Source organism: Streptomyces sp. JNUCC 63 (genome assembly GCF_054366325.1).
This window is the reverse complement of record NZ_CM135963.1, coordinates 6,054,193-6,067,343: the sequence shown is the minus strand read 5'-3', so window position 1 is coordinate 6,067,343 and position 13,151 is coordinate 6,054,193. Positions and strand designations below refer to the sequence as shown.

At 71.4% G+C, this 13,151-nt stretch carries 12 protein-coding genes; 9 read left to right on the top strand and 3 right to left on the bottom strand.

Going from position 1 to position 13,151, the window contains the following annotated elements:
* The first annotated feature begins 48 nt into the window (after positions 1 to 48).
* Complete coding sequence (locus tag ACX25U_RS27895; RefSeq protein ID WP_454383937.1) at positions 49 to 1,284, top strand: MFS transporter; 1,236 nt, start codon at positions 49 to 51, stop codon at positions 1,282 to 1,284.
* Here ACX25U_RS27895 and ACX25U_RS27890 read toward each other — a convergent pair.
* Positions 1,221 to 2,384 carry a hypothetical protein gene (locus ACX25U_RS27890; protein ID WP_454383936.1) on the bottom strand — a complete coding sequence of 388 codons (1,164 nt, stop codon included), beginning with the start codon at positions 2,382 to 2,384 and terminating at the stop codon, positions 1,221 to 1,223. The two genes, ACX25U_RS27895 and ACX25U_RS27890, sit on opposite strands and share 64 nt — an antisense overlap.
* A complete protein-coding gene (locus ACX25U_RS27885; protein WP_454383935.1) occupies positions 2,381 to 3,322 on the bottom strand; it encodes a 5-dehydro-4-deoxyglucarate dehydratase in 942 nt (313 codons plus the stop codon). Before ACX25U_RS27885 ends, ACX25U_RS27890 begins: the two co-directional genes overlap by 4 nt.
* Positions 3,323 to 3,587: 265 nt before the next feature.
* Here ACX25U_RS27885 and ACX25U_RS27880 point away from each other — a divergent pair, with 265 nt between their 5' ends.
* The 8 genes from ACX25U_RS27880 (at position 3,588) to ACX25U_RS27845 (ending at position 11,651) form a co-directional block, all read left to right on the top strand.
* On the top strand, positions 3,588 to 4,397 hold the full coding sequence (locus ACX25U_RS27880; RefSeq protein ID WP_454383934.1) for an NAD-dependent epimerase/dehydratase family protein: 810 nt from the start codon (positions 3,588 to 3,590) through the stop codon (positions 4,395 to 4,397).
* 280 nt (positions 4,398 to 4,677) lie between these two features.
* The gene (locus ACX25U_RS27875) at positions 4,678 to 5,448 is read left to right on the top strand and encodes a DeoR/GlpR family DNA-binding transcription regulator (protein WP_454383933.1); all 771 of its coding nucleotides are present in this window, start codon (positions 4,678 to 4,680) and stop codon (positions 5,446 to 5,448) included.
* Between the two features lie 107 nt (positions 5,449 to 5,555).
* Positions 5,556 to 6,923, top strand: a complete 1,368-nt coding sequence (locus ACX25U_RS27870) for an ABC transporter substrate-binding protein (RefSeq protein WP_454383932.1) — start codon at positions 5,556 to 5,558, stop codon at positions 6,921 to 6,923.
* Positions 6,920 to 7,864: a carbohydrate ABC transporter permease gene (locus tag ACX25U_RS27865; RefSeq protein WP_454383931.1), complete on the top strand. Its 945-nt coding sequence runs from the start codon at positions 6,920 to 6,922 to the stop codon at positions 7,862 to 7,864. The genes ACX25U_RS27870 and ACX25U_RS27865 overlap by 4 nt, the downstream gene beginning before the upstream one ends.
* The gene (locus ACX25U_RS27860; protein ID WP_454383930.1) at positions 7,864 to 8,730 is read left to right on the top strand and encodes a carbohydrate ABC transporter permease; all 867 of its coding nucleotides are present in this window, start codon (positions 7,864 to 7,866) and stop codon (positions 8,728 to 8,730) included. Before ACX25U_RS27865 ends, ACX25U_RS27860 begins: the two co-directional genes overlap by 1 nt.
* On the top strand, positions 8,727 to 9,716 hold the full coding sequence (locus ACX25U_RS27855; RefSeq protein ID WP_454383929.1) for a zinc-dependent alcohol dehydrogenase family protein: 990 nt from the start codon (positions 8,727 to 8,729) through the stop codon (positions 9,714 to 9,716). Before ACX25U_RS27860 ends, ACX25U_RS27855 begins: the two co-directional genes overlap by 4 nt.
* An 89-nt stretch (positions 9,717 to 9,805) precedes the next feature.
* Positions 9,806 to 11,017, top strand: coding sequence for a TerD family protein (locus ACX25U_RS27850; protein ID WP_454394543.1), 1,212 nt, complete (start codon positions 9,806 to 9,808; stop codon positions 11,015 to 11,017).
* A gap of 49 nt (positions 11,018 to 11,066) precedes the next feature.
* Entirely contained in the window at positions 11,067 to 11,651 is a 585-nt protein-coding gene (locus tag ACX25U_RS27845) for a TerD family protein (RefSeq protein WP_454383928.1), read from the top strand.
* Between the two features lie 57 nt (positions 11,652 to 11,708).
* Here the strand turns inward: ACX25U_RS27845 and ACX25U_RS27840 are convergent, their stop codons facing one another.
* A complete protein-coding gene (locus ACX25U_RS27840; protein WP_454383927.1) occupies positions 11,709 to 13,151 on the bottom strand; it encodes an alkaline phosphatase PhoX in 1,443 nt (480 codons plus the stop codon).

Sequence of the window (13,151 nt, the reverse complement as noted above, 5' to 3'; positions counted from 1 at the left end):
AATCCGCCTCATCCGCGGGGCGGGGCCTTAGGGCGACGATCTGCGGACATGACGACAACCGACTGGACCCTGGTACGGGTGCTGCGCGACCGCCGGGCGGGGCTGTGTCTGGCCGCGGTGGTGGTGTCCGGCTTCGGCACCTCGGCGCTGTGGCTGGCCTCCGGCGTGTGGGTCAAGGACCTCACCGGCTCGGACGGGCTGGCCGCGCTGTGCCTGCTGGCGATGTGGGCGCCGGCCCTGGCCGGCCCGCCGCTCGGCACACTCGCCGACCGCGCCCGCCGCGGCCCCCTGCTGATCGGCACGAACCTGCTGCTGGCGGCGCTTGTGCTCACCCTCCTCACCGTCGACTCCCCCGGCCGCCTCTGGCTGCTGTACGCGGTGCTGTTCCTCTACGGCGCCACCGGCGTCGTAGAGGACGCGGCGCAGTCGGCGCTCGTCGCCACCGCCGTCGACCCGAAGCTGCTGGGTGACTTCAACGGGCTGCGCACGACCGCGACGGAGAGCATGAAGCTGCTGGCCCCACTGGCGGGCGCGGGCCTGTACGCGGCGTACGGCGGCCCGTGCGTGGCCCTGCTCGACGCGGTCACCTTCCTGCTGGCCGCGGGCCTGTACGCGCTGCTGCGCGTCCCCGAGGACAAGCCGCGCCGCCCCCAGGGCTCCTGGCGCGAGCAGACCGCCGAGGGCTTCCGCCACCTGTGGCCCCACCCTCGGCTGCGGCCGCTGGTGCTGGCCGGCGGCGCCACGATGCTGCTCACCGGCGTGAGCGGCGCGCTGCTCTACGCCGTCATCGACGGCCTCGGCCACGCGCCCGCGTACGCCGGAGTGCTGTACGCCGTCCAGGGCGCTGGTTCGGTCGTGACCGGCCTCGCTTCGGGCACCGCCCTGCGCCGCCTGGGCGGCCGCCGCTTCGCGGCCTGCGGCATCGCCCTCACCGCGGCCGGAGTGGCCCTGCGCGCGATCCCGTCCGACCCGGTGGCCCTGGTCTGCAGCGCGGCGATCGGCGCGGGCCTGCCGTGCGTGCTGATCGCCGCGCTCACCGCCGTACAGCGCGAGACGCCGGCGGAACTGCTCGGCCGGACGACCGCCACGGCGAACACCCTGCTCTTCGTCCCCAACGTCGTCGGCCTGGCCGCGGGCGCCGCGCTGGTCGGCGCCGTCACCCTCCCGGTGCTCCTGGTTCTCCTGGGTCTGGGGCTGCTGGCGACGTCACTGTCCCTGCTTCAGAGTCCCGCCAGCGCCGAGCGCACCGCCGCCAGGTCGCCGTCCGATGCCAACCCCGCGTGATACAGCCGCAGTTCCGTCGCGCCAAGATCCCGCGCGCGGGTGGCGTCCTCCGCGAGGGTTCCGGGGCTGCCGCCCATGCCGGAGACGATCGTGAAGTTGGCGGCCAGGACGGTGTCCGCGCGGGCGTGGGCGGCGAACGGGGTCAGCAGACCGGGGCCGCCCGTGCAGGGGACCACCACGCCGTCCGCCACGGACAGGATGTGGGCGGGGTCGACGCCGGCGTTGGCACCGCAGTGGTAGGAGGCCGGGTCGGCGTGCAGCAGCACCTGGAAGCCGGCCGGGGCTGCCGCGCGGACCGCCGCCACCGCCGCCTCCTGCAGGGTGCGGGCCGTGGTGTCGCGCCACGCGCGCGTGGCGGTCGCCGTCGCCTCGCCGAGGAGTTTCTCCACGCCGGCCCAGCCGCCGCCCGAGGGCGCCCCCTGCCAGACCGGCTCCAGGGCGGTACGCACGGCGCCCGCCAACTCGTCGGCATCGAGGCCCTGTTCGGCGTAGCCGACGCGGCAGGACGGGCAGAAGCACAGGGACATCAGGTACTGGCCGGCGTCCCCGAGGGCGACCCCGCCGGTCTTGTCGTGGGCGTGCAGATGGGCGAGGCCGTACCAGCCGAGGGACTCCAGTTCGGTGCCGCGCGCCCCGGGGCGTACCGCCGCCTCGGCGGCCAGGTCGGTCAGGTACGCGCGCGTGGCGGGCTGCGCGACGCACGGTGCCCACGGGTAGCGGTCGCCGTAGGCGTTGACGACGGAGGTGTCCGGATGCTCGGCGCCCAGGCGGGAGTTGTGCGCGAGGACGACCCAGGTGTGCACCTCCAGACCGGTTCCGGCCAGGGCCGCCGCCGCCTCGCCGTAGGCGTCCCCGGGTGCCCAGTCGCCGGCCGGGTACGGGCGCAGCGCCCGGCCCTCCCAGCGGTCGTCCGCCGGGTACAGGACGGCCGCGTGCTCGGCGGTGACCACGCGGTGGCGCGGGTGGCGGGGGGTCAGCGCGCGCGTGGAGTGGTAGGCGGCGGCGAGCGTCGCCTGCCGTACACCGAGCGCGGCCAGGCGGCCCGGTGCCCCGGGGTCGCCGTTGACGTCCCAGGGGTAGACGAAGGCCGAGGTCTTCACGCGTCCTCCTCGAGCAGCGCGTAGCCGCGTTCGATCAGCTGGGCGAGCTGCTTGACGTGGTCCTCGGCCGGTTCGTGCAGCGGCGGCCGTACCTCTCCGACGTCAAGACCGCGCAACCGTACCCCGGCCTTGACCAGGGAGACGGCGTATCCCCGCCCCTGAGCACGCAGTTCGACGAACGGGCGGTAGAAGCCGTCCAGGAGCCGGTGCGCAGTGGCCTCGTCGCCCTCACGGAGCGCCCTGTGGAAGGCGAGCGCGACCTCGGGGACGAAGCAGAAGACGGCGGAGGAGTACAAGGTGATGCCGATGCCGCGGTAGGCGAGCTGGGTCAGTTCGGCGGTCGGCAGGCCGTTGAAGTACAGGAAGCCGCCGGGGACCTCACCGCGTACGGCGCTGACCGTGCGCTGCATGAGGTCGAGGTCGCCGTGGCCGTCCTTGAGGCCGACGATCCCGTCGGTGCGGGCGAGTTCGACGACCGTGGGCGGGGTGAACACCGCGTTGTCGCGCTGGTAGACGACGACCGGCAGGTCGGTCGCGGCGGCCACCTCGCGGTAGTGGCGCAGCAGCCCCTCCTGGCCGGCGACCACGAGGTAGGGCGGCATGGCGAGCAGCCCGTCCGCCCCGGCCTCCTGCGCGAGCCTCGCGTAGCGGACGGCGAGCGCGGTGCCGTATCCGGTCCCCGCGACGACCGGGACCCGCCCCCGGGTCGCCTCGACGGCCGCGCGGACGCAGCGCTCGTACTCCTCGGGGGTGAGCGCGTGGAACTCCCCGGTGCCGCAGCAGGCGAACACGGCGGCGGCCCCGGCCTCGACCCCGCGGCGTACGTGGGTGCGGTAGATGTCGAGGTCGACGGAGCCGTCGGACGCGTAGGCGGTGACGGGGAAGAACAGCGGCCCGCTGGGGATGCTGAGGCGTTCGGCGAGAGGGGCTGACGTCACGGGCTCTCCCTGAGGCAGGCGCGCACACGGGAACAGACACTCACAGCGGTGCACGTTTCTGATCGATGTCCATATGTCTGAACGCGACCACGTTAAAGGCCCCTGTCCGGACCGGTCAAGCGCGCAAACCGCCAACCCAGCAGCGTATTTCAGCACTTCACGGCGCACTTGACGAGGCGCGGCCGCCCTTCATAGCGTGTCCACGCATGTGAATCGCATCCATGCACGCGGCCCCGGCGCAAGCCGGAGAACAAGGAGACCGAGGATGCCCGCTCCCCGCACCGTTCTGCTCACCGGCGCCGCCGGCGGGCTCGGCACCCTGATGCGGGGCCTGCTGCCCGACTACGGCTACGAGTTGCGCCTCCTCGACATGCGGCCGATCGAGGGCGAGCCGGACGCGATCGTCGCCGACCTCGCCGACCGGGACGCGCTGCGCGAGGCCCTACGGGGCGCCGACGCGGTCATCCACCTCGCGGGCATCTCCCTGGAAGCCCCCTTCGAGGAGATCCTCAAGGCCAACATCGAGGGCACGTACCACCTGTACGAGGCGGCCCGCGAGGAGGGCGTCCGCCGGATCGTCTTCGCCTCCTCCAACCACGTCGTCGGCCACACCCCGCACCCCGCCCCCGGCGAGCCGCCCGTCCCTATCGAGACCCCGCGCCGCCCGGACACCTTCTACGGCCTGTCCAAGTCCTTCGGCGAGGACCTCGCCCAGCTCTACTGGGACAAGCACGGCCTGGAGACCGTCTCGGTGCGCATCGGCTCCTGTTTCCCCGAGCCGACCAGCGTGCGGATGCTCTCGATATGGATGAGCCCCGCCGACGGCGCGCGCCTGTTCCACGCGGCCCTGACCGCCGAGAACGTCGGCCACACCGTCGTCCACGGCGCCTCCGCCAACACCCGGCTGTGGCTGGACCTGACCAGCGCGCGGGCGCTCGGCTACGAGCCGCAGGACGACTCCGAGAGTTACGCCGAGAAGCTGATCGCCGAGCAGGGCGAGCTGGACCCGGACAACGAGTCCCAGGCGTACATCGGCGGCCCCTTCGTGACCGACCCACCCATCTGGCCGTACTGACACGCCACCGGCGCGGCGGAAAACCGACGCAGCAGAGGGCGGGCGGGCACCGAACGGGCCCGCCCGCCCTCGCATTCGGGCATCCGCACCGCCCGATCCCACGCCCCGGGTCGCCCCCGTGCAGGTCCGAGGCGGGCACCGCCCGAGCCGAACGGGCACAAACGGGCAATAGCGAACCCATAACAAGCCTGGTCAGAACCGCGTACCCGCTGTAGAACATCCGGCAAGGGCCGCACCGGGCCCGAACGGGCAGCGAGACCAGGAAGCAGGTGGTCGACCCATGAGCCACGGGACGGCCGAGGAACGCCAGCGCGAGATCGTGCGGTTGGCGCGTGCCACCGGCTCGGTCGACGTCACCACGCTCGCCGCCGACCTGGGCGTGGCCAAGGAGACCGTACGACGGGACCTGCGCGCCCTGGAGAACCACGGTCTGGTACGCCGTACCCACGGAGGCGCCTACCCCGTGGAGAGCGCCGGCTTCGAGACCACCCTGGCCTTCCGCGCCACCAGCCACGTCCCCGAGAAGCGCCGGGTGGCGACCGCCGCCGCCGAACTGCTCGGGGACGCCGAGACGGTCTTCGTCGACGAGGGCTTCACCCCGCAACTCATCGCCGAGGCCCTGCCCCGGGACCGGCCGCTGACCGTGGTCACCGCCTCCTTGCCGGTCGCGGGCGCGCTCGCCGAGACCGGCACCATCTCCGTGCTGCTGCTCGGCGGCCGGGTCCGCTCCGGCACCCTCGCCACCGTGGACCACTGGACGACGAAAATGCTGTCCGGTTTCGTCATCGACCTGGCGTTCATCGGCGCCAACGGCATCTCCCGCGAACACGGTCTGACCACGCCCGACCCGGCGGTCAGCGAGGTGAAGGCGCAGGCGGTCAGGGTCGCGCGCCGGGTGGTGCTCGCGGGCGTCCACACCAAGTTCGGGGCGGTCAGCTTCTGCCGGTTCGCCGAAGTCGGCGCGTTGGAGGCGATCGTGACGAGCACCTTGCTCCCAGCGGCCGAGGCACACCGCTACTCCCTGCTCGGGCCACAGGTCATCCGGGTCTGACCGCCGAGCCGCCCGGCACCCCGCAGCACCTCCCCTTCCACCCGCCCCGCGAGGCACCCCCGTCCCGCACAAGTCCCCATTAGTGTCAACATATCCTGGAGTACCCCATGCGAACCCAGAGCCGACGCTCGCCACGGACCTTCTTCGCCGCGGCGGCGGTAGGGACGCTGCTCGCTCCGCTCGCCGCCTGCTCGGGCGCCGGCGGGTCCGGATCCGCCGGCGGCAGCTCCGTCAACGTCCTGATGGTGAACAATCCGCAGATGGTGGAGCTGCAGAAGCTGACCGCCACTCACTTCACCAAGGACACCGGTATCAAGGTGAACTTCACCGTCCTGCCGGAGAACGACGTCCGTGACAAGATCAGCCAGGACTTCGCCAACCAGGCCGGGCAGTACGACGTCGCCACCCTGAGCAACTACGAGATCCCGATCTACGCCAAGAACGGGTGGCTGCACTCCCTGGACGACTACGTCAAGAAGGACACCGCCTTCGATCAGGCCGACATCCTCACCCCGATGACCCGGGCGCTCACCGCGGAGGACGGCAAGCTGTACGGCGAGCCCTTCTACGGCGAGTCCTCCTTCCTGATGTACCGCAAGGACGTCCTGGAGAAGGAGGGCCTGACCATGCCGGACAAGCCCACCTGGAAGCAGGTCGCCGACCTGGCCGCCAGGATCGACGGCTCGCAGCCCGGCATGAAGGGCATCTGCCTGCGCGGACTGCCGGGCTGGGGCGAGGTCATGGCGCCGCTGACCACGGTGGTGAACACCTTCGGCGGCACCTGGTTCGACAAGGACTGGACGGCACGCCTGGACTCCAAGGAGTTCAAGGAGGCCACGCAGTTCTACGTCGACCTGGTCCGCAAGCACGGCGAGGCCGGTGCCGCCCAGTCCGGCTACGCGGAGTGCCTGAACAACATGACCCAGGGCAAGACGGCCATGTGGTACGACGCCACCGCCGGAGCCGGCTCCCTGGAGGCCGACGGCTCTCCGGTCAAGGGCAGGATCGGCTACGTCCCGGCCCCGGTCGAGAAGACCGACGGCTCGGGCTGGCTCTACACCTGGGCGTGGGGCATCCAGAAGGCGTCCAAGAACTCCGAGAACGCCTGGAAGTTCATCTCCTGGGCCTCCGGCAAGGACTACGAGAAGCTCGTCGGCGAGAAGGCCGGCTGGTCCAACGTCCCGGCCGGCAAGCGCGCCTCGACCTACGACATCCCGCAGTACCGCGAGGAGGCCGCCGCGTTCGCGGACGTCACCCGGGACGCCATCGCGAACGCCAAGCCCGAGGACCCGGGCGTGCAGCCCCGGCCCGCGCCCGGCATCCAGTTCGTCGGCATCCCCGAGTTCACCGACCTGGGCACCAAGGTCTCCCAGGAGATCAGCTCCGCCATCGCCGGACGTCAGTCGGTGGACAGCGCCCTGAAGAAGGCCCAGAAGCTCGCCGAGGCCGTCGCCGCGAAGTACGAGGGGTCATGACCTTGACGTCACCGGCCCGCGCCGCCACCGTCTCCGGACGGCCGGCGGCCCGGCGCCCGAACCGCATGCGCGCCTGGGCCACCCGGGCGCCCCTGCTGCCGGCGTTGCTCTTCATGATCGTCGTCACCCAGCTGCCCTTCGTGGCCACCCTGGTGATCTCGTTCCTCGACTGGAACGCGCTCTACCCCGACCAGCGCCGCTTCGCCGGATTCGCCAACTACGGCGAGGTGCTGAGCGACCCCGAGCTGCGCAGTTCGGTGTGGACGACCATCCTGCTGACCGTCACCGTGGTGCTGGTCAGCCTGCTGCTCGGCCTGCTGCTGGCGCTGCTGCTGGACCGCCGCTTCCGCGGCCGGGCCGCCGTGCGCACCATGCTCATCGCGCCGTTCCTGCTGGTGCCGATCGCCGCCGCGCTGATGTGGAAGCACCTGCTGTTCAACCCGGAGTACGGGCTGTTCAACGGCATCCTGCACGCCATCGGCGGGGACGGGGCGGTTCAGCCGGACTGGATCTCCGAGATGCCGCTGATGGCGGTGGAGGCCGCGCTGATCTGGCAGTGGACCCCGTTCATGATGCTGATCCTGCTGGCCGGACTGCAGAGCCGCGACCCGCAACTGATCGAGGCGGCCGGGATGGACGGGGCGAGCGACTGGCAGATCTTCGTGCACATCACCCTGCCGCATCTGCGCCGCTACCTCGAACTCGGCGTGCTGCTCGGCTCGATCTACATCGTGCAGAACTTCGACGCGGTGTTCACCATCACCTCCGGTGGCCTGGGCACCGCGAACCTGCCGTACACGATCTACCAGACCTTCTACCAGGCGCACGAGAACGGCCTCGCCTCCGCGGCCGGCGTCGTCGTCGTGATCGGCTCGATCATCCTGGCGACCTTCGCGCTGCGTGTGGTGTCGTCGCTGTTCCGTGAGGAGGTGTCCCGCTGATGGCCGCCATCGCCACCACCGCCCCGCGGCACAGCAGGCCGCGCGGCCGGTTCCGGGGGGCAGCCCTGGGCGTCGTCGCCTGGCTGGCCGGACTCGTGTTCGTGCTGCCCCTGCTCTGGATGGTGCTGACGTCCTTCCACTCCGAGGCGGACGCGGCGACCAACCCGCCGTCGGTGGCCGCCGGGCTGACGTTGGACGGCTACCGCGAGTTCTTCGGACTGACCGGCGGGGCCAGTCCCTGGCCCGCGCTGATCAACTCCATGACCGCCTCGCTGGTCTCCACCCTGCTGACCCTCCTCCTCGCGCTGCCCGCCGCGTACGCGCTGTCCATCCGGCCGGTGAAGAAGTGGACCGACGTCCTGTTCTTCTTCCTGTCCACCAAGATGCTGCCGCTGGTGGCCGCTCTGCTGCCGATCTACCTGTTCGCGAAGAACACCGGCCTGCTCGACAACATCTGGGCGCTGGTCATCCTCTACACGGCCATGAATCTGCCGATCGCGGTCTGGATGATGCAGTCCTTCCTGTCCGAGGTCCCGGTCGCGATCATCGAGGCCGCCCAGATCGACGGCGCCCGGCTGCCGACCGTGCTGGGCCGCGTGGTCGCCCCGATCGCCCTGCCCGGCATCGCGGCGACCGCCCTGATCTGCTTCATCTTCAGCTGGAACGAGTTGATGTTCGCGCGGGTCCTCACGGGCGTGGTCGCCGAGACCGCCCCCGTCTTCCTCACCACCTTCATCACCAGCCAGGGCCTGTTCCTGGCGAAGGTGTGCGCCGCGTCGCTCGTCATCTCCCTGCCGGTGCTCGCCGCGGGGTTCGCCGCCCAGGACAAACTGGTCCAGGGCCTGTCGTTGGGAGCCGTGAAATGAAGGCCGCCGTCATCGAGTCCGTGGGCCGCGCCGTCGTCACCGAGGTCCCGGACCCGGTGCCAGGGCCGCGCGAGGTCGTCGTCGAGGTGGCGGCCTGCGGGCTGTGCGGCACGGATCTGCACATCCTGCAGGGCGAGTTCGCGCCGAAGCTGCCGATCGTGCCGGGCCATGAGTTCGCCGGCGAGGTGGCCGCGGTGGGCACGCGGGTCACGGAGGTGTCGGTCGGCGACCGGGTGGCGGTCGACCCGTCGCTGTACTGCCACGAGTGCCGCTACTGCCGTACCGGCCACAACAACCTGTGCGAGCGGTGGGCCGCGATCGGGGTGACCACGGCGGGCGGCGCGGCACGCTACGCGGTGGCCCCGGTGGCGAACTGCGTGAAGCTGCCCGAGCACGTCCGCACCGAGGACGCGGCCCTGATCGAGCCGCTGTCGTGCGCGGTCCGCGGCTACGACGTGCTGCGGTCGCGTCTGGGCGCGCATGTGCTGGTCTACGGCTCCGGGACCATGGGCCTGATGATGCTGGAGCTGGCCAAGCGGACCGGCGCGGCGAGCGTGGACGTGGTCGACGTGAACCCGGCCCGGCTGGAGACGGCCAGGCGGCTGGGGGTGTCGGCGGCGGCGGCGAGCGCGGACGAGCTGGACCGGCCGCGGGGCTGGGACGTGGTGGTCGACGCCACCGGCAACGCGGCGGCGATCCAGGACGGCCTCGGCCGGGTGGCCAAGGCGGGGACGTTCCTGCAGTTCGGGGTGGCGGACTACGCGACCCGGGTGACGATCGACCCGTACCGGATCTACAACCAGGAGATCACCATCACCGGTTCGATGGCGGTGCTGCACAGCTTCGAGCGGGCGGCGGAGCTGTTCGCGAACGGGGTGCTGGACCCGGAGGTCTTCATCAGCGACCGGATTCCGCTGGAGCGGTACCCCCAGGCGCTGGAGCAGTTCGCCTCGGGAGTGGGGCGGAAGATCGTCGTGGTGCCGTAGGGGCCGGCGGGGGGCATGGGGCGTGTCACCCGTTTGCCGGGTAAGGGAACGGTAAAGCGGTCTCGTTCGTTACCTCCCACATGACAGCTATGACCCCCGGCTCGAACGTCCCTCTGGCCGCCGCGCGCGTGACGGTGGACGTCGCCGCTCCGGTGCGGCTCGACGTATCGGGCCTGCTGCTCACGAGCGACGGCAAGGTGCGCTCGGACGACGACTTCATCTTCTACAACCAGCCGTCCGGGCCGGGCGTGACGTACCGCTCGGGCGGCGGTACGGCGCCCGACGCGATCACCGTGGACACCACCGCCGTACCGGCGGGCATCGAGAAGATCGTGGTCACCGCCAGCCCGGACGCCGCCGGGCAGACGTTCCAGGGCATCGAGCCCACGGCCACCCTGCGCAACGCGGACGACGGCTCGGTGCTGGCCACGTTCACCCCGCCGCGGCTCGGCACCGAGACGGCGCTGGTGGTGATGGAGATCTATCTCCGCAACGGCCAGTGGAAGGCGCGGGCCGTCGGCCAGGGGTACGCCAACGGACTCGCGGGCATCGCGACCGACTTCGGCGTGACGGTGGAGGAGCCGACGCCCGCCCCGGCCGCTGAGCCGCAGCCGGTCGCCCCGCCGCACCCCGGCACCCCGCCGCGGCCCATGGCTCCGCCGCCGCCCGCCATGCAGCCCCAGGTCGCCCCGCCCGCTCCCCCGGCCCCCGCTCCCGGCTCCGGGAAGATCAACCTCGACAAGGGCAGGGTCAGCCTGCAGAAGAACCAGACCGTGTCCCTGGTCAAGGGCGGCCGCCCGCTGCTCTCCCGGGTCAAGATGGGCCTCGGCTGGGAGCCGGCGTACCGCGGCGCGGACATCGATCTGGACGCCTCCGTCATCGCCTACGGCCCGCAGCGCAACCACATCGACAGCTGCTACTTCGGCAAGCTGACCATCCTGGGCGGCGCGGTCAAGCACTCCGGTGACAACCTCACCGGCGAGGGCGCGGGCGACGACGAGGTGATCGTGGTCGACCTCGGGCGCCTGCCCCAGGAGGTGACCGGCCTGGTGTTCACCGTGAACTCGTTCTCCGGCCAGAAGTTCAACCAGGTCGCCAAGGCCTACTGCCGCCTCCTGGACGCCACCACGGAGGAGGAACTGGTCCGCTTCGACCTCACCAACGCCGAGCCGCAGACCGGTGTGATGATGGCCAAGCTCATCCGCCAGTTCTCCGGCGAGTGGGAGATGACGGCCATGGGTGAATTCGTCAAGGCCCGCACCGTGAGGAACATGGTGAAGCCGGCCGCCCAGGCGCTGTAGGACACAATGCGCCTGTCGCGCAGTATCTCCACCAGAGGATGAATCACGCATGATTACGCTGACGAAGGAAGACGGCCCGGCGGACCTGGACGGGGTGACCCACATGTCCATCGGCGTGTCCTGGGACCCCACCGCGGGCACCAGCGGCGGGGTGATGGGCAAGCTCCGCCGCAAGGCCGGCACCGACCTCGACCTCATCGCCGTCGCCATGCACGGCTCGGACCCGGTGCGCCTGGCGGGCCTGGACTCCCTGGACCCCATGGGCAACGGCTCGCTGGCGCACAGCGGCGACAACCAGACCGGCCACGGGGACGGTGACGACGAGACGGTGACGGTCGAGTTCGCCCGGATACCGCCCCACATCACCTCGATCGTGTTCGTCGCCGCCGCGTTCAAGAAGGGCAGTTCCTTCCAGAAGGCACGCAACATCAGCTTCAAGGTGTACGACGCGACCGGAGGCAGCTCCCAGCAGGTGGCCGACATCTGGCCGAGCCTGCTCACCCAGGACAACGGCTGCGCCGTGGCCAAGGCCATGCGGGTGAACGGCTCCTGGAAGCTGCAGGTGATCAATGAGACGGGGAAGATCAAGCAGGGCGACGAGCACGCCCTGATGCGGTTCGCCGTCAGCAAGTGACACGACGGCCGCGGCCCGCACCGGTGTGGTGCGGGCCGCGGCCGTCGCCGCCGGTCTCTACTTGCGCTGCCGCTTCCAGGGCCCCGTGATGGCCAGCATGACGCCGGGCTCCTGGATGTTGGCGAACAGGGTCTTCCCGTCGGGCGAGAAGGTGACGCCGGTGAACTCGCTGTACTCGGGGTCCTGTTCGGTGCCGATGTTCAGCTCGTTGCGGGCGATGGGGTAGGTACGGCCGCTCTCGGTGGCGCCGAAGAGGTGCTGGACGCCCTCGCCGTCCTCGGCGATGACGAGGCCGCCGTAGGGGGAGACGGTGATGTTGTCGGGGCCGTCGAAGCCGCCTTCTTTCGACGGGTCCGGGTTGACGCCGAGCAGTACCTTCAGCGTCAGGGTGCGGCGCCCGGGGTCGTAGAACCAGACCTGGCCGTCGTGCTGGGCGGGGCTCTCCTGACGGGCGTAGGAGGAGACGATGTAGGCGCCGCCGTCGCCCCACCACATGCCCTCCAGCTTGCGGGCGCGGGTGACCTGGCCGGTGGTGAACTGCTTGCGTACGGAGGTCGTCCTCGCGTCGCGGTCGGGGACGTCCACCCAGTCGACGCCGTACACGGTGCCGGTCTTCGTGGCGCGGGAGAGGTCGTCGACGAACTTGCCGCCGGAGTCGAAGCACTTGAAGGCCTGGAGCGTGCCCGCGTCGTCGGCGAGGGTGCGCAGCCGGCCGCGGCCGTGGCGGAAGCCCTCCGGCGGGGTCCAGCGGTAGAGCAGGCCGTTGGGGCCCGAGGCGTCCTCGGTCAGGTACAGATGGCCGCGCCTGGGGTCGACGACGACGGCCTCGTGGGCGTAGCGGCCGAGCGCCTTGACGGGCTTGGGGTCGCGGTTGGCACGGCGGTCGGCGGGGTCGACCTCGAAGACGTAGCCGTGGTCCTTGGTCATGCCGTTGACGCCGGCCTTGTCCTCGGTCTCCTCGCAGGTCAGCCAGGTACCCCAAGGAGTGCTGCCGCCCGCGCAGTTGGTGGAGGTGCCGGCGATGCCGACCCACTCGGCGACATGGTCGCGGCGCACCTCGACGACGGTGCAGCCGCCGGAGGCGGCGGGGTCGTAGACCAGGCCTTCGGTGAGCGGCACCGGGTACGTCCAGCCGGCGCGCGGGCCCTTCAGTTCGTGGTTGTTGACCAGGAGGGTCGCTCCGCGCGGGCCGTCGAAGGCGGCGGTGCCGTCGTGGTGGGACGGGGTGAACTCGCCCGACTCCAGCCGGGTCTTCCCGCTGTGGGTGATGATCCGGTACGAGAAGCCCGCCGGCAGGGCGAGGATGCCCCGGGGGTCGGGGAGCAGCGGGCCGTAGCCGAGCCCGTGGTGCGCGTCCGCCGGCTTCTTCCCCGCGGTCTCGGTCTCGGCGGCGGCGAGGGCGTTTGGTGCGGTGGCGAGAGCTCCGACGCTGCCGACCAGGGCGACCCCGGCGCCGGTGAGCGCGGATTGTCTGGCGAAGTCCCTGCGGGTGAGCGGCAT

Bases quoted from the DNA above. Each gene is read 5' to 3' on its own strand.
- ACX25U_RS27895 (WP_454383937.1), top strand. From the start codon at position 49: ATGACGACAACCGACTGGACCCTGGTACGGGTGCTGCGCGACCGCCGG.
- ACX25U_RS27880 (WP_454383934.1), top strand. From the start codon at position 3,588: ATGCCCGCTCCCCGCACCGTTCTGCTCACCGGCGCCGCCGGCGGGCTC.
- ACX25U_RS27875 (WP_454383933.1), top strand. From the start codon at position 4,678: ATGAGCCACGGGACGGCCGAGGAACGCCAGCGCGAGATCGTGCGGTTG.
- ACX25U_RS27870 (WP_454383932.1), top strand. From the start codon at position 5,556: ATGCGAACCCAGAGCCGACGCTCGCCACGGACCTTCTTCGCCGCGGCG.
- ACX25U_RS27865 (WP_454383931.1), top strand. From the start codon at position 6,920: ATGACCTTGACGTCACCGGCCCGCGCCGCCACCGTCTCCGGACGGCCG.
- ACX25U_RS27860 (WP_454383930.1), top strand. From the start codon at position 7,864: ATGGCCGCCATCGCCACCACCGCCCCGCGGCACAGCAGGCCGCGCGGC.
- ACX25U_RS27855 (WP_454383929.1), top strand. From the start codon at position 8,727: ATGAAGGCCGCCGTCATCGAGTCCGTGGGCCGCGCCGTCGTCACCGAG.
- ACX25U_RS27850 (WP_454394543.1), top strand. From the start codon at position 9,806: ATGACCCCCGGCTCGAACGTCCCTCTGGCCGCCGCGCGCGTGACGGTG.
- ACX25U_RS27845 (WP_454383928.1), top strand. From the start codon at position 11,067: ATGATTACGCTGACGAAGGAAGACGGCCCGGCGGACCTGGACGGGGTG.
- ACX25U_RS27840 (WP_454383927.1), bottom strand. From the start codon at position 13,151: ATGCCGCTCACCCGCAGGGACTTCGCCAGACAATCCGCGCTCACCGGC.